Consider the following 21633-nt stretch of genomic DNA (forward strand, 5'->3'; position numbering starts at 1 on the left):
GAGCTGTATCGATGGGGATGATACAACTCTTCTTTCCATTACTTTTGCATCGTATCTTCGATCAAATGATACGTTTTGACAGGATCCTCACTCTTGGTGATGGATCGACCAACCACAATATAGTCACATCCTTGTTCGCGAGCAAAATCTGGTGTTGCTACACGGGCTTGATCTCCTTTGGCATCGGTTGCTAAACGAATACCTGGCGTAACGGTCAAGAAATCATCGCCACATACTTCATGAATGGCTTTGGCCTCATGGACCGAACAAACTACACCATCTAAACCGGCTGCTTTCGCATTTTGGGCATAGCGTTTGACCGTATCGATGACTTCGCCTTCAATGCCTAATTGATCATTCATGATCTCTTGAGAAATAGATGTTAAGATGGTGACCGCAATACACAATGGACGCTTACCATCGATGGCACCTTCTTCCAAACCTTCGATGGCCGCTTGCATCATCGGAATACCACCCGCTGCATGCACATTAACAATATCCACGCCTAAGGCAGCTAAGTTTTTCATACCACCTTTTACGGTATTGGGAATATCATGTAACTTTAGATCCAAGAAAATATGATGTCCCATTTCTTTGATGGTCTTAATAATTTCAAGACCACACGCATAGGTCAATTCCATACCGACTTTGACATATACGGGTTCATCAAATTGTGATAAAAAATCAACAACTTCTTGTTTACTGGAAAAATCCAACGCAACAATTGTTTTACTCATCTAAACTCCTTCCAATGGCTTGTGTAATGGATTCATAGCCATATTCTTCTAATACTCTTGGTAGATCTTTTATGATTTTTGGGCAACAATACGGATCCACAAAATTTTGTGCACCAACTTCGACCGCACTAGCTCCCGCATTCAAAAATTCTAAAACATCTTCCGCACACGTAATACCACCCACACCAATGATGGGAATCTGTACGGCAGAAGCGACTTGATAGACCATACGAATCGCTACAGGCTTGATGGCAGGTCCAGAAAGCCCACCCGTCTTATTCGCTAACAGTGGTTTACCTGTTTTCAAATCAATGCGCATACCCATTAACGTATTGATCAAAACCAATCCATCGGCACCAGCTGCTTCGACGGCTTTGGCAATCGCAACAATATCCGTCACATTTGGTGATAATTTCACATAGACAGGTTTTTGGGCTACGGCCTTGACCATCTGCGTTACATGCGCAGCCAATTCCGGCTGGGTACCCAAACCCATACCACCATGTTTGACATTGGGACAAGAAATATTTAATTCATACGCTTTCACAACGTCTTGATCATTCAAAGCTTGTACCACTTCAACATAATCTTCTTCGGTAGCACCTGCCACATTGGCGATGATCTCGGTATCGTATGGAGCTAAAAACGGTAATTCATTATCGATAATGGATTGAACGCCTTTATTTTGGAGACCAATCGCATTCAATATGCCCATTGGTGTTTCGGCAATTCGAGGGGTGGGATTCCCAAATCGTTCTTTGGGGGTAGCTGATTTAATGGCGATACCACCTAAGATGCTCAAATCATAGAGTTCAGCAAATTCTTTCCCAAATCCAAAACAACCGGAAGCAGGAATGATGGGATTCTTTAAATGTAAGCCAGGTAATTCTATCGAAATATCCATCTTATAAAACCACCTTTCCTAACGGGAACACCGGACCATCCTTACAAACCCGTAAGGCATGGCCTTCTTGATCTTTTACGACACATCCCATACAAGCACCCATACCACAGGCCATCCGTGCTTCTAGGGATAGATAGCCTTGATCATACGTATTTTGTAGTGCCTTCAACATGGGTAAGGGACCACAAGCTTCTAAGAAATCCACAGAAATTTTCTTTTCTTGTATGGCATCGATGACCGTGCCTTTGGTTCCGAGTGAACCATCCATGGTCGCAACGGATACCGAACAACCTAACGTTTGAAATTCATAGATATAGAAAGCTTGTTCTTTGGAATTAAAGCCTAAAACCACATCGACTTTTGTTCCTTGATTCAGAAATTGTTTGGCCGTTTCATACAATGGAGGAACACCAACACCTCCCCCAATCAAAACCACATGGTCTTTTTGTTCGATAGGAAACCCCGTTCCTAATGGACCAAAGATATTGATGGTTTGATCCTGCATTTCGGACATTTTCTTCGTTCCTTGACCCACTACTTTATAAATTAGAACAATGCCATCATCCGTTTTTTCACAAATCGAAATGGGACGACGTAAAAAGAATTCAGGTACTTGGACTTGCACAAATTGTCCAGGTTGTACTTCACTACTATCACAAATCAACTCCATACGGAAAGTATCCGCACAGAGTGGTTGATTGGAGCGAATGCGTGCTTCTTGAATCATCTTAGTTCTCCATTTCATTCATGCTGACCAAAGAGAAAGATCGTGATTCCAATACACCTAATAAAGCATAGGCCGTATCTAAGCTTGTCATACAAGAAATATTATTTTCGGCCGAAACACGACGAATCAAGAAACCATCACTGGAACTGGAACGTTCTTTGGTTGAAATGGTATTGATCACAAAGTTGACATGGCCTTTACTGATGACATCCAAAACATTTTCTTGTTCGCCTTCTTCACTGACTTTCGCAACGACATGGACAAATAAGCCATGATCCGATAAGAACTTAGCTGTTCCTGCGGTCGCATATAAGCCATAGCCAATATTGGAGAAACGTTTCGCTACATCCAAGGCAGCATCTTTATCTTCATCCGCAATCGTCAATAATACCGAACCATGACTTGGAACTTTGACACCACTGGCAATCAACGCTTTATACAATGCTTTTTCTAAATTCACATCGCCACCCAAAGCTTCACCCGTTGATTTCATTTCTGGTCCTAAAACCGTATCAACACTACGTAATTTCGCAAAAGAGAATACCGGTGCTTTGACAAATACACGGTTCTTATCTTCTGGTTTATAGCCTGGTGTATAGCCTTGATCCACAATGGATTGACCCAAAACAGCACGTGTTGCCATATTGGCCATTGGTACACCGGTGATCTTGCTTAAGAAAGGTACCGTACGACTGGATCGTGGATTGACTTCCAATACATAGACTTTATTACTTTTATCGACGATGAATTGAATATTGTACAATCCCACAAAATGGAATCCTTTACCAATGCGTGTACCATAATCAATGATCGTATTTTTAGCGGTTTGATCCACGATCTGCGTTGGATAGACAGAAATACTATCACCACTATGGATACCGGCACGTTCAATGTGTTCCATAACACCTGGAATGTATACATTTTCACCATCGGCAATGGCATCGATTTCCAATTCTTTTCCTAAGACATATTTATCGACAAGGATTGGTGCATCATGGCTGATTTCTTTAACGGCTGTGGCCATATATACACGTAATTCATCGTCATCATGAACGATTTCCATAGCTCGTCCACCCAAGACATAACTTGGACGAACCAAAACAGGATAACCAATTTTATTGGCAATGACCAAAGCGTCCTCGACGGTTGTAGCCGTTTGTCCTTCGGGTTGTGGAATATCCAATTTTTCCAACATTTCTTCAAATTCATGACGATCTTCGGCACGATTGATATTTTCTAAGGATGTACCTAAGATCTTCACGCCATGTTGCGCTAAACTATCCGCAATATTGATAGCGGTTTGACCACCAAATTGAACGATGACACCCAATGGTTGTTCCACTTCGATAACGTGCATGACATCTTCGGTGGTCAATGGTTCAAAATACAATTTATCACTGATACTGAAATCGGTAGACACGGTTTCAGGGTTATTGTTGATGACGATGGCTTCATAGCCACATTCACGTAAGGTTTCCACACAATGGACAGTCGCATAGTCGAATTCCACACCTTGACCGATACGAATAGGTCCCGAACCTAAAACGATGATTTTTTTATTGTTGCTTGGAATGGATTCATTTTCTTGTTCGTAAGTGGAATAGAAATATGGTGTTTCACTGGTAAATTCACCAGCACAAGTATCGACCATTTTATAAACCGGCATGATGTTGTTTTCTTTACGCAAGTTATAGACTTCCATCTCCGACATATTCCAGTTACGAGCAATATAAGAATCACTAAAACCGTTTTGTTTCAAAGTACGCAATGTATTTACATCTTTGACATGTTTGGCCATTTGTTTCTCTAATTTTAGGATTCGTTGTAGATGGGCCAAATAGAATAAATCAATATTTGTCACATGCATGACGGTTTCCATGTCATAGCCTTTGCGCAACCATTCCATGACCGCAAAGATGCGTTCATCATCACGGGCTTTAATCTTATTGAACAATTCTTCTTTGTCCATTTCTTTCAATTCGGCTTTTTCCAAATGATCCACTTTCATTTCCAGAGAACGAACGGCTTTTAAGAAACTTTCTTCAAAGGTACGGCCAATGGCCATAACTTCACCGGTTGCTTTCATTTGTGTACCCAATTGACGATCGGCATTCGGGAATTTATCAAATGGCAAACGAGGGAATTTCGTTACGATATAGTCTAAGGCTGGTTCAAAACATGCATAACTTGTTTTCGTGATAGGGTTGATGATTTCATCCAAACCTAAGCCAACAGCTAATTTGGCACTGATCTTTGCGATTGGATAACCCGTTGCTTTCGAAGCTAAAGCAGAACTTCGCGATACACGAGGGTTAACTTCAATAACATAGTATTTAAAGCTATGCGGATCCAAGGCTAATTGGACGTTACATCCACCACAGATACCTAAAGCACGAATAATTCGTAAAGAGGTATTACGCAACATTTGATTTTCGCGGTCCGTTAAGGTCTGAACGGGTGCGACAACAATGGAATCACCCGTATGGATACCAACCGGATCCACATTTTCCATATTACATACAACGATGGCATTGTCTTTGACATCGCGCATAACTTCGTATTCGATTTCTTTATAGCCAGCAATGCTTTGTTCAATCAAACATTGAGTAACGGGACTCATCTTTAATCCCGCATCGGTAATATGGCGTAGTTCTTCTTCGTTATGCGCAAAACCACCACCAGTACCGCCCAATGTATAGGCTGGACGAACAACCAATGGATAGCCTTCGGTTTTCGCAAATTCAACCGCTTCTTCAACGGTGTGAACGATACGTGATTCTGGAACGGGTTCGCCCAATTCATTCATCAAAGCACGGAACAATTCACGATCTTCCGCATGGTTGATGGCTTCTAGGTGAGTACCTAAAATTTCTACACCGAATTCATCCAAGATTCCATCTTCATGCAGTTCGACAACCAGATTTAATCCGGTTTGTCCTCCTAGGGTACCTAAAATGGCATCGGGTCTTTCTTTGTAAATGACACGTTTCGCAAAATCAACGGTCAATGGTTCAATGTATACACGATCCGCAATAGTCGTATCGGTCATAATGGTGGCTGGATTGGAGTTGATCAAAATAACTTCATATCCTTCTTCACGCAATGACTGACAAGCTTGTGAACCGGAATAGTCGAATTCAGCCGCTTGACCAATGATGATAGGTCCGGAACCAATCACCAAAATTTTATGAATATCCGTACGTTTAGGCATGGGCTTCCTCCTTATCCATCATGGCCATGAATTCATCAAATAAGTAGTTACTATCTTGTGGACCGGCACTGGCTTCGGGGTGATATTGTACCGAGAAGACAGGATATTTTGTATGTCGTACGCCTTCACAGGATTTATCATTCAAAGCTTGGTGGGTCATTACTAGATCAGTATTTTTCAAACTATCGATATCGACCGCAAAACCATGGTTTTGGCTGGTGATTTCAACCGCACCGGTTGCGAGGTTGACAACCGGATGGTTGGCACCTCGATGACCGAATTTTAATTTATAAGTCTTTGCACCACAAGCTAAACAAATCAATTGATGACCTAAACAAATGCCAAAGATACATGTTTTACCAATCAATTGTTTGATGGTTTCGATCGCAATCGTTACATCTTGCGGATCGCCTGGACCATTGGACAACATGACACCATCGGGATGATAACCTAAAATGGTTTGGGCTGGGGTATCATATGGTACGACGATCAAGTCGCAGCCGCGCTTGCTTAATTCACGAACGATACCTAATTTAGCACCAAAGTCCATCAATACGACTTTCTTGCCGCGATTCGGAATGGGGAATACTTTCGTAGTCGATACGCGTTTGACTTGATCATGTAGATAATCGGCATTTTTCAAATCTTGTACCATGGCGTCCACATCTACATCGGGATCGGCAAGAATGGCTTTCATCGTTCCATATTCGCGCAATTTCAATGTGATGGCTCGGGTATCAATGCCATAGATACCGGGGATATCGGTACGTTTCAAATAATCATCTAAGGTTTCTTGGGAACGCCAGTTACTTGGGACGTCGCAATAATCGCGAATCACAAATCCAAAAGTTGCCGGAATCATGGATTCGCTATCATCGCCATTAAAGCCATAATTTCCAATCAATGGATAAGTCATCATGACAATTTGTCCACAATAGGAGTTATCCGTAATAATTTCTTGATAGCCTGTCATCGAAGTATTGAATACGAGCTCTCCCATACGGAAGTGATCGGATCCGAAAGCTATTCCGTGATATACGCTACCATCTTCTAAAATCAATAGTCTTTCCATAGATTTTATCCTTTCCATACTGTCTTACCACCAACAATGGTTTGACAGATCTTTCCTTGTACTTGCCATCCATCAAATGGCGTATTCTTGCCTTTTGAGACAAATGTCGAAGCATCGATCGTATAGGTGGCATCCAAATCGGCAAACACAAAATCGGGATACTTACCGACTTTGATTTCGCCAGCAGGAATACCAAATCGTTTGGCTGGTTTCGTGGCCATCCAGTTGATCAATTGTGTCAATGTCCAGCGTTTTTCTTTTACAACAAATTCGCTATACAACAAAGGAAAACTGGTTTCCAAAGAAACAATGCCAAATGGAGCTTTTTCCATCGATTGATTTTTTTCCGCTAAGGTATGTGGGGCATGGTCATTGGCAATGAAGTCCAATGTGCCATTTTCCAAACCTTCAATCAAGGCCATCCGATCGGCATGGCTACGAAGGGGTGGATTCATTTTCCACATGGGTCCCTGAACATCTTTATCTTCCAGCAACAAATGATGGGTCGTGACTTCAGCACTGATATTGCCACCAGCGGCTTTTGCTTCTTGTAGATATTGTACACTTTCTATACAAGAAATGTGACATGCATGATATTTATTTCCAATTGAAACCGCCAAGTCCAAATCACGTTTTAGGGGTTCGGCTTCACATGCACTGGGAATGCCGATGTATCCACGATCTCGATTGATTGGACTATCGTGAACGGAGGCTCCTGGTTTGCGATAGGCCATATCTTCGGTATGCATCGCAATGAGCACATCTTCTTTTTTAGCAGTTTCCATAGCTTCTTTCATTACATCATCATTATCAATGCCTACGCCATCATCACTAAACCAATGGGTATAGGCTTTTAGATCATGCATAGGAACCACTTCTTTGCCGGCTTCTTCGGTCGTGATCGTCGCATACGGGAAGGTACGAACCACGGATTCCTTTTGAATCAGGGCTTTGTATTCTTGCATGGTTTTAACATCATCCGGAAAAGGAATGACGTTGGGCATCGCAAAAATCGAGGTAAATCCACCATGGGCTGCTGCCAAGGTTCCAGTATGGATGGTTTCTTTTTGTTCGCGTCCAGGTTGTCGTAAATGGACATGGACATCGACCAACCCAGGTAAGACGGTTAAGCCATGGGCATCCACGATTTCATCTCCATCTAAGTTTTCACCAATCGCGATGATCCGGTTTTCATCAAATTGGATATCGACCTTTTGTAGGCCATTTTCCGTCAGGACTTTGCCACTTTTTATTACTTTCATAGATTCTCCTTAAAGGGTGCATAGCCAAATGCACGTTTCATGATGGCTTTGCGGACCAACATACCATTATGCATCTGTAAGAAGATGCGACTTTTTGGGGCTTCCACTAAATCGGTATCGATTTCAATGCCGCGATTCACAGGAGCTGGATGACAGACAATGGCATGTTTTTGCATGCGACTATATCGTTCTTTAGTCAGGCCATATTGTTTTAAATATTCTTCATTGGTCATACTGGCCAAGGAGGCACCGCGTTCTTTTTGGATGCGTAGCATCATGACAACATCAGCCCATTCAATGGCTTGATCAAAATCCATTGTTGGATAGCCGGGTCGTTCCCATTCTTTGGGTCCAGCAAAGACAACGGTGGATCCCAATCGTTCCAAGGCTTCTTTGTCAGAGGAAGCAACGCGAGAGTGACTGATATCGCCACAAATCACAATTTTTAGACCACGCAATGTGCCAAATTCATTATAGAAGGTCAATAGATCCAATAAACATTGACTAGGATGATTGCCTTTGCCATCACCAGCATTGACAATAGGAATGTTTATTCCCTCTAATTCTTTAAAGTATTCATCTTTGGGATGGCGAATGACGACACATTTATAGCCAATCATTTCAAAGGTTTTGACCGTATCATAGAGGCTTTCACCTTTTTGTACGCTGGATGCTTTGGCATCAAAATCAGCCACTTTGCAGCCGAGTTGTAGTTGGGCGCTTTCAAATGAGAAATGGGTCCGTGTTGAATTTTCAAAAAAAAGATTAGCAACCAATGCGTTATGCATTGGCAATTGCCAATCTTTCATAGAATTATCAAAAAGTTTAGCATCATGAAGAATACTAAAAATATCATCATCGGATAAGTCACTCATCGATAGCAACGAATATTGATTCATAGAATCAAACCTCCTATCTTTTTAAAAAAAAGGATTTTCAAAATCCCGCATCAACTATATCTCTATATCGGATATATTCTACCATAATGTATATGAATTTCAAGTTCCTTTTTCGTTAATGAATGGCTTTCCTTGCGTGCAGTTCTTCTTCGCAAATTTTCTGCCAATCCTCATCGGGAAACGCTTTGTATAATTGATGAGATACATAATAAGGGATAAAGATGCCTTTGTCTTTCATTAAGTTATCGGATATATAGATTTCCGATAGTCTGGATTTTGCTGACAGTTGACGATATCCCCAATTGTTTTGATTCATTTTTGATTGAAGAATTTCTGATAATCTTGTCAATTCAATCACCCCTTTTTAGATAATGACTATTACTATATAATAAATTTGTTGATAAATCAAATAATTCGTATTCCAAAGATTTCCCATAATTTATTGACTTTCTTGGCATAAAAATTTGTTAGGATGGAACACGAGGTAAGAAGTATGTTAGATAATGTATTTTTCTTTTTGAGACATAAAGAAGATGTCCAATATTTATATAATGAGATGAGTATTTCCGAAGCACTTGAAATATTTAAACAATATCGCTTTACAGCCCTTCCCGTTATTAATAAGGAAGGGGCTTATGTGGGCACATTGAGTGAAGGTGATTTTCTTTATTATTGTTTAAGTCATGAGAATCAAAGTGTTCCAATCAAAAAATTGATTCGGAAGAATTTTAATCCGGCCTGTACGATTACGACACCGGTAGCGGAGTTGTTTGAGCGATCATTGGATCAAAATTTTGTCCCCATCGTCGATGATCGGAATATTTTTATTGGGATCGTTACGAGAAAGCGGATCTTAACTTTCTTGATGAAACAACTACAAGATCATAAAACGAAGTCGGTTTGAATTCCTATGTAAAATTCGCTATCATAGCTAAAAAGGAGTGAGAACCGTTTTATGGACGATTTCCCGAGTCGACCCTATTGTATAGGAATTCTTATTTTATGTGCTATTGTTGCGATTTTCGCATCCATTGCTCAAACAGCCATTGATGAAGATGATATCCCAAAGACCAATCGAACGTATGCCACTACGCGTTGGTTACATATTTTTTGTGGTTTTTGTTTTGTGCAATGTGGTGTGCAGTTTTTTGATCAATATCGATGGTTATTTGCGATCGTATTGATTTATGTGTTTACATTACTTTGTATTCAATTGCCAAAGCGCTGGATCCATCAGCATCCAGCGAAATGGCCACTCAATATATATCGTGCATTTGAAGGGCTTTTTTATCTTTTCAGCTTGCCGGTTCAAATCACCACTTTCTTTGAAGATGAAGATATATCGGAAGAAGAAATTCGTGAAATGATCAAAGATGGTTCGGAATCGGGTCATATTGATCAAGCCCAAACAGCTATGATTGAAAATGTTTTTGAGATGGATGATGTCGCCGTAGAAGAAATTTGTACCCATCGAAGTGAAGTCATCACTCTAAATTTGAATCAAGATGTAGATGTATGGCATCAAATCATTCATGATCATCGGCATACCTTTTATCCGGTCTATAAAGATGATGAAGATGATGTTGTTGGTTTATTGGATACGCGTGATTATTTTCGCATGAATCAAAATGCATCCAAAGAAGAAATCATGAAGGTCGCAGTGGATGATCCTTTCTTTGTGGCAGAGAGTACAAAGATTGATCATTTATTTAAAGAAATGACAGCTCGAAAGAATTATTTTGCGATCGTTTTAGATGAATATGGCGGACTAACTGGTATTTGTACGCTTCATGATATTATGGAAAGCTTAGTTGGTGAAATCTATGAAGAAGATGAAGTCGACACCAAAGATATTCAACGATTGGATCAATATCAGTGGCGTATTCATGGGCGTGCCGAACTCGAAGATGTAGAAGAAGCGTTGCACATTGATTTGCATGATGAAGATGATGAAACGTTTAATGGCTATATCTTATCGCAATATGGTCATATTCCGGAAGATGGATCCCATTTTGAAGTGGATACGGATCAGATGCGCATCATTGTACGTGAAGTAAAGAATCATCGAATTGGCCAAACCATCGTAGAATTGAGGGAAACGGCATCTTAGATGTCGTCCTTTTTTGATAAACAAATTAAGGAGAAGCAATATGAAAAAAATACTATCCATTCTGTGTGCAGCAACTTTGTGTGCGACTTCCGTTGTGCCGGTCTATGCCAAAACCGCAAGCACACCCAATGCGGATTTTGATACTTTCTTACGAGAAGATTTTAAGGAAACCATGGAAGATGACTATACGACCATGCATAGTTATCTTTCCAATCCAGAAGCCTATGGCATCAAAGCTTCGGATGTGAAGGTAACTTTGGGTACGATTAGTTACACCAAAGAAGATAAAAAAGAACTGAGCGATACGATCCAAAAACTAAAAAAATTTAAGCGTAGTTCTTTGGATCAAACGCAACAAGAAATCTATGATGAATATGTTTCATCCAATACCTTGGCAAAAAAGCAGATGCAGGCAAAGTATCGTTATCTACCAAATATTTGGTCAAGTTCCAATGGAATTCAAAGTGTTCTATCCAATTACTTCGCTAATTTTGATATGTATAGTGAAGATGATGTTAAAGCTTTCGTTAAATTATTGAAAGATACCGATCGTTATACGGATGATGCGATTGCGTTTTCCAAAAAACAGGCGCAAAAAGGAACGTTGTGTTTTGACTATGACGATGTGATGGATACGATCAATACGACCATCAAGAATAAAGATCAAAATGAAATATATAATAATGCATCTTCTGAAATCGATGCTTTAAATTTAGATGCGGCCAAAACCGCCAAATACAAAGAACAAGTTCAAAAAGCTTTGGATACGGATTATTTTCCAGCGTATCAAACGATGAAAACGGAGCTCAAGAAATTGAAATCCAAAAATAGTAAGGCTACACCAATCACAAAACAAAAAAATGGTTTAGCTTACTATAAATTATTGGTGGAACAAAATGCGGGAACGACGCGGAGTGCCAATAAGATTATGGTCGATCTTGCGAATGGTTGTGATGATATGATTTCGCAGCTACAATCTTCCAATTCGACAAGTGAAGAAGCGAAGACCAATTTTACATCGGCCAACGAGATCATGGAGTTTTTAAAAGCAAACTATACGCAAAATAATCCTGAAATTCAGATTCCAAATTATGAAATTCAAGACTTGCCTGAAGAACAAACAAGTGATAATGTAGTTGCTTATTATGTAGAACCTCCATTTGATAGTAATGATACCAATCGCATTCGTTTCAATGCGATAGATTATGGTGGAGATGTCACTTCATTGAGTACGTATATGACCTTTGCACATGAAGGTATTCCGGGCCATATGTATCAAGCCAACTACAACCATCAACACTTGACCTATCCCATCCAACATTGTTTCTCAGAAATTGCTTTTACAGAAGGATTTGCGATGTTGGCTGAAGAAGATGCTTTGAGCTATTTAGATACAAATTTGGTTAGCAATGATGCCAAAGAAATGCAACTTGCGAATGATAAGTTTTCTTATTATTTACCAGCCACATTTGATTTGATGATTCATCTTCGTAAATTATCAAAATCTGAATTTGTGGATCAAATGAAAGATATGTATGACGAAGATACATTAAAAGATATGTATGATAGCTTCTGCTATGAGCCTTGTATGTATTTACCTTATGCTTATGGATGGTATCAATTGGATAGTCTAAGAGACAAAGTCAAAAAAGCATTAGGTGATTCCTATGATAATAAAGAATTTATTGATACGTTATTAAAATATGGCGTAGTTAATTTTGATATCATTCGTAAGAATGTCAATACTTATATTGCCCAAAAAACAGGCACCGAATCTTAAGATTCGATGCCCTTTTTATTGCATCTATAATGTGATGATTCCAGCAACAACTTCTTTTTGAATAGCCTTGTAGTTATGTCATGGCCTGTAGTCTGGTGGTTTTTTATACCGATGCTCATTAATACTATATAAATACTTCTTTTTGATTTAGTTTTCTTAATTTTATGATATAATTTAATTAATTAGGAGGAGAAAGAGATGAAAGTACGATTAAACATTTATTTGCGATTGTCGTTTGTTTGACTATGGCATTGACATTCAGCATGCAAAACAAGGTATTTGCGCTTGATGCAGGTTGGCAAGATGGCGATCCTTTATCGGTACGTTTCGTGTATGATGACAATGCTGGTCCTTATGCCGGACAAGAAACCATGCACTACACCATTGTTAGTAACCAACAGAAAAAATTTATGGAAAGTCAAATTACCGGCTATTCTTCTTTTCAGGATACTGATGGTGCAAAATACACTATGTCAGGCATTGTTTGGCAAAGCAATAATACCAGTGTAGATTATTCCAAATATTATAGTTACAATGATTTAAAAGCATTATCTAATGGTCATGGTATCGTCACCGGATTGGTAAAATATTCCAAGGAGCCAGCACAGGCCCCTATTCAAGTCGTAGGTATTTATGATGCAGCTGCCCTACAAGGCCAAGAAGTTTCATTGTATCAATCCCAACCGGGATCGAGCAAAGCACGTAAAGGCATTGAAAATCTTGCCGAAGTTGATGATGGTCGTCAAAAATATACAAAATTCAATGTTGACAATGATTTTTATACCTATAAAACAATGGTCTGGGCAGATACACAAACCGAAGTAGAAAGTAATGTAGATTATCAAACCGTAGCACAACATGCAAACAATGGTGTAGCAAAAATATTGATTCAATTTCATGTGGTACATTATTATGATTATACGTTGAATGGTATTGATAACATATCTACGGGTAGTTTTCATTGGAGCGATAAAGAGAAAATGCCGCTACTGTAACAAATTATACACAGACTTTTTCGGATCCTTCAAAAGGAACCCCAAAAGAGGATTATCAATTCTTATATTGGGAATTAAATGGGAATCCATATAAAGAAGGCGATACCTATACAAAAGATTTAACGGCTCTCACGGAAAATACGACAGAAGAAGCTCATGCTTGGTGGCAACCAGCTATTCAATTGCACGTATATGATGTGGATCATAAGACAGAATTAGGTCATGCAAAATCGTTTGATCAGTTGACACTTGCTGATGCACTGAAAGAAGAGCCTTCGATGAAAGGTCGAAAATTCACCGGGTTTGTAGATGAAAATGGAAACAAAGTAGATATCGATACTGTATTCAAGGCACCAGAAGCCGGCTATGAAAATATCCAGCCAAAGACGGTCAATCTGTATGCGACATATTGTTATACGATCACATACAAGACAAATGGTGGTGTATGGAAAGATGGCAGTGATAAAAATAAAACCGAAACACATGATGTTACAGAAGGCACAAAAATCTTAGAAGCACCAAAGAAGGAAGGATATACTTTCAAAGAGTGGAAAGGTAGCTCTTCTTATCAACCAGGTGATGCATATAGTGAAAAAGCAAAAGATGGATACTATACCAGCGATACATTAGAAGCTGTTTGGGAAAAGAATCCAGCCACTGCCAATGATTCGTCTTCAAAAACGAAAAACTCTGCCAATACAACATCTAAAAAAGATTCATCTTCTTCAAAAGAAACAAAGTCTGTTAGTACAGCAGCAAATATAAACATTCTAAGCTATACGATTACAGTCCTTGCTTCGCTCATTCTATTTGTATTGATTTTAAAATTTAGAACTCTTCAAGACTAATTCTTGATAGGTCATAGATTCAATAAAAAGTGGGCCTCATGATAATGAGGCCCTTTTCATTTACATCAACAATGATCATTCATAAAATCAATGATACCTGCAACAACTTCGTCTTGAATATCCTTATAGTTATGAATTTCATGACGATAGCCAGGATATAGTTTGGTCGTAACATCATGACCTGTATCAATCAACCAATTGGCTACTTGATAAATGCCACTACCATATTGACCAACGGGATCTTGATCACCGGCAATATTATAAATTGGTAAACTTGTTGGTACTTTCTTGGCCCAATCCACACTGGAAATATATTCCATCATTTGGGCAAAATATAAGAAGGCACGATTGGTGGTTGGTTTTGTGAAGGCATCAAATGGATCATTAGCATGATCATATTGTACATTTGGATCGGAACAAATCCATTCATTGCCTAATTTCACACCTTCCGGACAACGTGCAAACATCCAACCCATTAAGGCATTGGCTGCTTCTGGATCGGATTCATTGCCTTTATGTTCGGCCACATCTTGTTCCAATATCTGAATTCCTTTTTCCAAATCTGGCCAAACACCGGTCGTTCCACAAATGGTAGCACCAGCCAATTCATCGCCATATTTTGACATGTAGTCACGTACGATGAACGAACCCATGCTGTGGCCATATAGGAAATATGGTAGATCTGGATATTTCTCTACCACAAGATCATGTAAACTGTGCTCATCTTCCATCATCGTATGGAAGCCTTTATCGCCCCAATCGCCCCAGCTATTATTATTGACGATAGCGGTTTTTCCATGGCCGACATGATCATCGGCTGCAACGATATAATCAGCATCTAAGTATTGTACGATCATCTTCAAATAACGACGGGAATGTTCCCCAAAGCCATGCACCAATTGCACGATGCCTTTGGGTTTGGCAGCTGGTACATAGATCCAGCCTTGGACTTGATCGCGCTGATTATACGATAGAAATTGTACTTCATATAACATACAAATACACCTCCTGGTATGATATGAATACACCTAACAAAGCTATTATAACGCTTACATTTTAAAATAAAATATGCATTTCATGAATTTAATCACAATGAAAGAGTTTCATACATACGAAAAAAGCACATCTTTGATGATGTGCTTGTTACTACTTTTTCTCAATTTCAATAAGATATGGGGCATCATGATTCATCATTTGTACTTTACAGACATCGCATGAAGTTAAACAAGATAAATAGGATTCAATGGCTTGTTGTTCTTGCTGGGCTTGAGAATGATGATAGAAAACCAAAGCCATTCTGCCTTTTTTCCGCAACAAATCCATTCCTTTTTGTACGGCTTCCAAACTCGTTTCTGGTAATGTCGTGATTTCTTTTTTACCATGGGGACAATAACCAAAATTAAATATAATGGCATCCACCACTTCATGGATACGATCCATGTGTTCATGTCCTATATGATAAATGAACACACGATCATCATCGATTTCTTTTTTTGTCTTTGCGATCACATCTTCTTGGATCTCAAATGCATAGACTTTTTGTACATTTTGCGATAAGAAATATTTGGTATCTTTGCCATTGCCTAATGTTGCATCGATACAAATGGCTTGGGGATGCAAAGCTTTGCTTAAAAAGTCATGTGATCTTTCAACCATGGATTTCATCGTACATGCATCGCTTTCTTATAGATCATATAATTTTCTTCATCGTAACAGACAAAAGTCACATCAATATGTCGTGTATCTTTGTATTGGGCATACATCCGTTGTACGGTGCGAATAGCGATCTTACATGCTGCTTCTTTGGGATAGCCATAAATACCGGTAGAAATACATGGAAAAGCCAAGGTCAAATGATCCATATGATTTTTTGTCATGAAATCATAGGCCAGCACCATGCTGTTCCAATATGCTGCTTCTAGATATTCTTTATCTTTTGGTGAACCCGAATAAATCGGACCCACGGCATGAATGACCGCTTTACAAGGTAATTCATACGCATGTGTCATTTTCGCTTGTCCCGTTCGACAACCACCCAATTTCCAGCATTCAGCGGCCAATGCTTTTCCAGCCACTTGATGGATAGCGCCGCAAACACCACCTCCTGGTGCCAATTGTTCATTGGCTGCATTGACGATCACATCAAAATCCAAACGGGTAATATCTCCTTTTAGTACATGCATCATAGTTCATCATTCTTTCCATTTGCCATACGTTCCATACGTCCGGCTACTTTATGTGCGGAAATGGATACTTCATGAAATTGTTTTTGTAGCGTATCCATCGTTTTTTCCGCCTTTTCACTTCTTAAACATAATCGCTTTACGTCTTCCTGTAAAGAAAGAATCGTGGATTCAATTTCTTCCATATGACTGGCACGATAAAAATCACGTGTACTGGCTAATAATGTATAGATTACCCCAATCAATGTCGTGGGGGATGTCAATAAAACATGCCTTTGTAGGGCATAGTTTAATACATCAACTTGTTTGGCACAGATAAATTGATAGATAGCTTCACTTGGCAAAAACAAGATGGCTTGATCTACGGTTTCGTATATGATGTATTTATCAGCAATATCATCAATATGTTTTTTCATATCCCGAACAAATAAATGATCTTGTTTGGATATATAATTCTCCATGGGAAATTTGGAATCAATACATAAAACCTTTGGCGTATCGGGAAGATGCAAGATCGCATCGGCAATTTTCCCATTTTGTAGACTATACTGCATCGTATAGATTTCCGGATTGGATCCGGCATACATTTCTAATAAAGATTCGAGTTGATATTCACCCCAATTTCCGCGCGCCTTGGTGTTGGTCATGATACGGTTGATACTATCCAATCGAGCATCCATCGCATCCATGGTTTGAAATGAAACGCTCTGCTCACTTCGTAAATTCTGGATTTGTTGGAGAATATGATCAAATTGATGGGAAATGTCTTGGGTATGTGTTGCACTTTCCTGACTTTTCATCATCATTTGAAGACTGTTGGTTTGTTGGTTCTTCAATTGTAGGATCAATACGATCAAAGCGCATAAAACCAAGATCAATAAAAGTAAAATGCCTATTTCCATGGATACCTCGATTCTATATATACGAATAAATCTGTTTTGTGATTCTTTTCGGGATGGTCAAATGCATATTCCAAACAGGCTTGCAGAGCATTCGCAATGTCTTTACCAGAAAGATTGGTATTTTCGACAATATCTTTGCCATTGATGGCCAATTGGGAATACTCCATGGGACGATCACATCCTTGATAACAATCTTCCAGTGTTTCTAATTTTTTTATTGTTTGTTGGCCATAAACGGAATGAGCCATGATATCGCAATATTTCACAATAAATAATTGTTTGATCCATGCATCGCTCCAATGTTTTTCGATCCGAAATTTACGAATGAAGGCCAAGGGGTCTTTCATCTTTTCATCGTGATAACGAACCAATAAGGGAATGACTTTTTTTTGGGTATTGGTCATTTTAAATTCTTTACAGATACGAGATGAGATTTCGGCACTCTTGGCGGGATGGCCTTTAAAATGATCAATGCCATTTTTTGTTGTATGACAAGCTGGTTTTCCGAGATCATGAAACAATAGTGTCCAGGCTAGTGTTTCATCAAATGGATCCAATAGCTTAACGGCTCTTAAAATATGGTGCAGAACATTTGTATCGTGATAAGGGGTTTGTTGGAGACATGTTCTGCACGATTCTAATTCTGGCATCCAATGTGACAGTAACAATGTCATATTCTCAATTTCGTAGGGATTGGATCTTAAAATTTCTAAAACTTCATGGCGAACACGTTCTACCGATACGTATTGAATATCCTCATGCAATTGTTGGATGGCTTTTTCGGTTTGGGTTTCAATTTGAAAATGAAAGCGAGCTGCAAACCGATGGGCACGTAACATGCGTAAGGCATCTTCTTGGAAGCGTTGATAGGGATCGCCTACCGCACGGATCCTTTGTGCTTTTAGATCGGCTTGCCCACCAAAGGGATCGATCAATCCGGTTTTGGGATCATAGGCCATCGCATTGATCGTAAAATCACGACGAGCAAGATCTTCAGTCAAATCATTCACAAAGGCAACATGGTCCGGATGACGATGATCGGAATACATGGATTCTTGTCGAAAGGTTGTCACTTCCACGGGTTGATCACTTAAAATCGTAATGGTGCCATGGGCAATGCCTGTGGGAATGGTTCGTTCAAATAGGGCTTGTACTTGTTCGGGTTTGGCATTGGTCGTTACATCATAATCTTTTGGGGTTAAATTCAATAAAGCATCGCGTACACAACCACCGACGATATAGGCTTGAAAACCGGCTTGATGGAATGTATCGAGTATATTTTTCACATAATCGGGACAAAGTATTTTCATTGGCTACATTATAGCACATAGCGTATAATACCCTTTAGCGAGGTACCATCATGATTACAGAAAAATATACAACACAAAGAAAGATCCTTCTGATCATTGCGATTTTGATCGAGGTCATTTGGTTGGCACAATATGCCGTAATCTTAACACAACTGGCTTCTTATTCATGGATCGTTCATTTTAATTTTTTGACTGTTTTGGTTGTTTTGGGATTTATTATTCATTATTTATATATTCCAGAAAGTTTAAAGGTTGTGAAAGATAAGATTTCTTATAAAGAATTAGAGGAAATCATGAAAGATGAAAAATATCATAAATTGTCCTTCTCATTGACCAAAAAGGCCTATTTGCCTTCGGATATTTGTTTATCGAAACATTGGGCGTATATGGGAAAAGTATATATTCCTCGTAAGATGATCACACGATTGAGTGGTCAAGAATCACGTCATTATACGATCTTCTATGTACAAACCGTCAATGGCAAAGAAATTCGAATTGGTGATGTGGAAACCGAAGAAGCCAAGCGTTTCTTAAAGGCATTGAAAAGACAGATTCCGGAAATCAAAACAACGCCTACTGAATTGTATGAAAACTTTGGCAAGGTGTTAGTTGATGATGATTATAAACAACTTTCTCGTGAACAATGGAAAGAAGAATATGCAGGCCTACATGTGTAGGTCTGTTTTATTTAGCACTTTTTATTTTTGATTGCTATAAATTATAAAAATAAACTTTTTAGCACTTTTGTGTTGACGCTGCTAAAAAACGTGTTATTATACTCGTAGAAAGAAACAGGAGGTGCAGATATATGAGATATTATCCATTGAATCACTTATTCGATGACTTCTTCACCGATGAGCCATCCAGACTAATGAAGACCGATATTCATGAAAAAGATGGTATGTATGAATTGAATATGGCAATTCCCGGTGTCAAAAAAGAGGATATTCAAATCGAATTGAGCGATGGCTATTTGAAAGTAACCGCAACGCGTAAGACCAATCGTGATGATTCAAATAGTCGTTATGTTCATAAAGAACGGTATGAAGGTACTTGTTCAAGAAACTTCTATATTGGTGATGGATATCATCAAGAAGATATCAAAGCTTCTTTCGATAATGGTGAATTAAAGATTACCTTGCCAAAGGAAGTAAAAGAGCCAGAAGCAAAAAGCAAAATGATCACAATTGAGTAAGGAGGTATAAATTATGGCATATTATCCAGGATTTGGACGTGTATTTGATGATTTCTTTAATGGTGGTTTTTCAAGTCAAACCGGTGTATTAAAAACCGATATTGTTGAAAAAGATGGTAACTATGTATTATCCATGGAAGTACCTGGTTACAAAAAAGAAGATATTCAAATTGAATTGACCGAGGGTTATTTGAAAGTAACTGCTACAAAACATAGCAACACGGATGAGAAAGATGATAATGGTCGGATCATTCGTAAAGAGCGTTATTCAGGAACGCAATCAAGAAGTTTCTATGTAGGTGATAACTATCATCAAGAAGATATCAAAGCTTCCTTTGATAATGGTGAATTAACGATTACTTTACCAACGGAAGCAAAGAAGATCGAAGCAACGAAACAGTATATCTCTATTGAATAATAGGAAGGTGATATTATGATGTACTATCCAACATTTGATCGTTTATTTGATGATTTCTTTGATACCCAATGGACCGGCTCAAACGATGTCATGAAGACAGATATCGTTGAAAAGGACGGCAACATCCAATTCAATATGGAAGTGCCTGGTGTAAACAAAGACGATATCCAAATTGAATTGAATGATGGAGTATTAAATATCACAGCTAGTCGTGATCAAAATCACGAAGATAAAGATGATAATGATCAGCTCATTCGTCAGGAACGCAATTATGGACGTTATACACGTAGCTTCTATGTAGGCGACAATGTAAAACCAGAAGATGTTAAGGCCCACTTCGAAAATGGTGAACTACAAATCACAGTTCCTGATAAACAAGATGCCATTGAAAATCATGAAACCATTTCTATCGAATAGGCATTCAACCAGCTTGAAAAAGCTGGTTTTTTTATTGCTAATGCGAGAAGTTACATCGTTGCATGGCTACGCCATCATCCATAACTTCAAAACCAAATCGTTCATAAAAGGAAGCATTTTTTATTCTTCAGGCATCAATTCGATATACAAATAATCTTTATATTTTTCTTTGATCCTTTCGATTATATGCCCCGCAATACCATGTCCTTTATTAGCTGGATCCACCAATACATAGTGTATATACGCCAACATTTCACTATCATCCAAAACACGAACCACCCCAACTAGGTGTTTATCATCCCATGCCGTAATGACCGTAGAAGAATGCATCAATGCGTTATATAGTCTTTGTGGATATTGACCCGATATCCAATGAACAGATAAAAATAACTGTTGGACTTGATCTTGGGTAAATCGCTTTTCTTCTGTGTAATAAATATTCATCGTATTCCTTCTATCTATATTCATACTGTAAGGGTTATTTTCTTTTTTCAAAACATATTGTGTTATTTATTAATCATATTATTCCTATAGTTTATATATATATCATTTGACAACAGCACTCTCTCCATTTATCATAGTAATCACATAAGATATATAAGTTTTAAGAAAGAGGTGGTCTTGATGTGTTGTCGCAACATGAATAAACGAATGTGTTGGTTT

General features: G+C 38.7%; 23 protein-coding genes. 9 read left to right on the top strand and 14 right to left on the bottom strand.

Annotated features, from left to right (window positions below; genetic code table 11):
• Positions 1–38: 38 nt before the first annotated feature.
• From pyrF to EDX97_RS06085, 8 genes are all read right to left on the bottom strand, one after another.
• On the bottom strand, positions 39–737 hold the full coding sequence (gene pyrF, locus EDX97_RS06050) for an orotidine-5'-phosphate decarboxylase (protein WP_128520274.1): 699 nt from the start codon (positions 735–737) through the stop codon (positions 39–41).
• Positions 730–1641 carry a dihydroorotate dehydrogenase gene (locus EDX97_RS06055; protein WP_128520275.1) on the bottom strand — a complete coding sequence of 304 codons (912 nt, stop codon included), beginning with the start codon at positions 1639–1641 and terminating at the stop codon, positions 730–732. Before EDX97_RS06055 ends, pyrF begins: the two co-directional genes overlap by 8 nt.
• A 1-nt stretch (position 1642) precedes the next feature.
• Positions 1643–2368, bottom strand: a complete 726-nt coding sequence (locus EDX97_RS06060) for a dihydroorotate dehydrogenase electron transfer subunit (protein ID WP_320853364.1) — start codon at positions 2366–2368, stop codon at positions 1643–1645.
• A 1-nt stretch (position 2369) separates the two neighbouring features.
• On the bottom strand, positions 2370–5579 hold the full coding sequence (gene carB, locus EDX97_RS06065; protein WP_128520276.1) for a carbamoyl-phosphate synthase large subunit: 3210 nt from the start codon (positions 5577–5579) through the stop codon (positions 2370–2372).
• Entirely contained in the window at positions 5572–6651 is a 1080-nt protein-coding gene (gene carA, locus EDX97_RS06070; RefSeq protein ID WP_128520277.1) for a glutamine-hydrolyzing carbamoyl-phosphate synthase small subunit, read from the bottom strand. Before carA ends, carB begins: the two co-directional genes overlap by 8 nt.
• A 5-nt stretch (positions 6652–6656) precedes the next feature.
• Entirely contained in the window at positions 6657–7913 is a 1257-nt protein-coding gene (locus EDX97_RS06075) for a dihydroorotase (protein ID WP_128520278.1), read from the bottom strand.
• A complete protein-coding gene (locus EDX97_RS06080; RefSeq protein ID WP_128520279.1) occupies positions 7910–8812 on the bottom strand; it encodes an aspartate carbamoyltransferase catalytic subunit in 903 nt (300 codons plus the stop codon). Before EDX97_RS06080 ends, EDX97_RS06075 begins: the two co-directional genes overlap by 4 nt.
• 115 nt (positions 8813–8927) lie before the next feature.
• Positions 8928–9161 carry a hypothetical protein gene (locus EDX97_RS06085; protein WP_128520280.1) on the bottom strand — a complete coding sequence of 78 codons (234 nt, stop codon included), beginning with the start codon at positions 9159–9161 and terminating at the stop codon, positions 8928–8930.
• Between the two features lie 144 nt (positions 9162–9305).
• Here EDX97_RS06085 and EDX97_RS06090 point away from each other — a divergent pair, with 144 nt between their 5' ends.
• From EDX97_RS06090 to EDX97_RS06115, 5 genes are all read left to right on the top strand, one after another.
• Positions 9306–9716, top strand: a complete 411-nt coding sequence (locus EDX97_RS06090) for a CBS domain-containing protein (RefSeq protein ID WP_128520281.1) — start codon at positions 9306–9308, stop codon at positions 9714–9716.
• A 51-nt stretch (positions 9717–9767) separates the two neighbouring features.
• Positions 9768–10922 (top strand): hemolysin family protein, encoded by a 1155-nt coding sequence (locus EDX97_RS06095; RefSeq protein WP_128520282.1) that lies wholly within the window; start codon positions 9768–9770, stop codon positions 10920–10922.
• Positions 10923–10962: 40 nt separating this feature from the next.
• Entirely contained in the window at positions 10963–12702 is a 1740-nt protein-coding gene (locus EDX97_RS06100) for a DUF885 family protein (protein ID WP_128520283.1), read from the top strand.
• A 245-nt stretch (positions 12703–12947) separates the two neighbouring features.
• Positions 12948–13697, top strand: a complete 750-nt coding sequence (locus EDX97_RS06105; RefSeq protein WP_128520284.1) for a hypothetical protein — start codon at positions 12948–12950, stop codon at positions 13695–13697.
• A 197-nt stretch (positions 13698–13894) separates the two neighbouring features.
• Entirely contained in the window at positions 13895–14545 is a 651-nt protein-coding gene (locus EDX97_RS06115; protein WP_183164291.1) for an InlB B-repeat-containing protein, read from the top strand.
• Positions 14546–14610: 65 nt separating this feature from the next.
• Here EDX97_RS06115 and EDX97_RS06120 read toward each other — a convergent pair whose 3' ends face one another.
• The 5 genes from EDX97_RS06120 to EDX97_RS06140 all read right to left on the bottom strand — a co-directional run bounded on the left by EDX97_RS06120 (position 14611) and on the right by EDX97_RS06140 (position 18940).
• Positions 14611–15540 (bottom strand): alpha/beta fold hydrolase, encoded by a 930-nt coding sequence (locus EDX97_RS06120; RefSeq protein ID WP_128520286.1) that lies wholly within the window; start codon positions 15538–15540, stop codon positions 14611–14613.
• A 151-nt stretch (positions 15541–15691) separates the two neighbouring features.
• Positions 15692–16201, bottom strand: a complete 510-nt coding sequence (gene mnmM / locus EDX97_RS06125; RefSeq protein ID WP_245978012.1) for a tRNA 5-(aminomethyl)-2-thiouridylate-methyltransferase MnmM — start codon at positions 16199–16201, stop codon at positions 15692–15694.
• Between the two features lie 5 nt (positions 16202–16206).
• Positions 16207–16731, bottom strand: a complete 525-nt coding sequence (locus EDX97_RS06130; protein ID WP_128520288.1) for a macro domain-containing protein — start codon at positions 16729–16731, stop codon at positions 16207–16209.
• Positions 16728–17630 (bottom strand): DNA recombination protein RmuC, encoded by a 903-nt coding sequence (rmuC, locus tag EDX97_RS06135; protein ID WP_183164292.1) that lies wholly within the window; start codon positions 17628–17630, stop codon positions 16728–16730. The genes EDX97_RS06130 and rmuC overlap by 4 nt, the downstream gene beginning before the upstream one ends.
• A complete protein-coding gene (locus tag EDX97_RS06140; protein WP_128520289.1) occupies positions 17621–18940 on the bottom strand; it encodes a CCA tRNA nucleotidyltransferase in 1320 nt (439 codons plus the stop codon). Before EDX97_RS06140 ends, rmuC begins: the two co-directional genes overlap by 10 nt.
• Before the next feature lie 50 nt (positions 18941–18990).
• On the opposite strand from EDX97_RS06140, the gene EDX97_RS06145 reads away from it, so the two are divergent.
• The 4 genes from EDX97_RS06145 (at position 18991) to EDX97_RS06160 (ending at position 20970) form a co-directional block, all read left to right on the top strand.
• The gene (locus tag EDX97_RS06145; protein WP_128520290.1) at positions 18991–19617 is read left to right on the top strand and encodes a hypothetical protein; all 627 of its coding nucleotides are present in this window, start codon (positions 18991–18993) and stop codon (positions 19615–19617) included.
• A 131-nt stretch (positions 19618–19748) separates the two neighbouring features.
• Positions 19749–20135, top strand: a complete 387-nt coding sequence (locus EDX97_RS06150; RefSeq protein WP_128520291.1) for an Hsp20/alpha crystallin family protein — start codon at positions 19749–19751, stop codon at positions 20133–20135.
• Positions 20136–20148: 13 nt separating this feature from the next.
• Positions 20149–20553: an Hsp20/alpha crystallin family protein gene (locus tag EDX97_RS06155; protein WP_128520292.1), complete on the top strand. Its 405-nt coding sequence runs from the start codon at positions 20149–20151 to the stop codon at positions 20551–20553.
• Between the two features lie 15 nt (positions 20554–20568).
• Positions 20569–20970 (top strand): Hsp20/alpha crystallin family protein, encoded by a 402-nt coding sequence (locus tag EDX97_RS06160; protein ID WP_128520293.1) that lies wholly within the window; start codon positions 20569–20571, stop codon positions 20968–20970.
• A gap of 120 nt (positions 20971–21090) precedes the next feature.
• On the opposite strand, the gene EDX97_RS06165 is transcribed toward EDX97_RS06160, so the two are convergent.
• On the bottom strand, positions 21091–21414 hold the full coding sequence (locus EDX97_RS06165; RefSeq protein ID WP_221175898.1) for a GNAT family N-acetyltransferase: 324 nt from the start codon (positions 21412–21414) through the stop codon (positions 21091–21093).
• Positions 21415–21633: the final 219 nt, after the last annotated feature.

The organism is Absicoccus porci (assembly GCF_003725415.1).
GTDB lineage: Bacteria > Bacillota_I > Bacilli_A > Erysipelotrichales > Erysipelotrichaceae > Absicoccus > Absicoccus porci.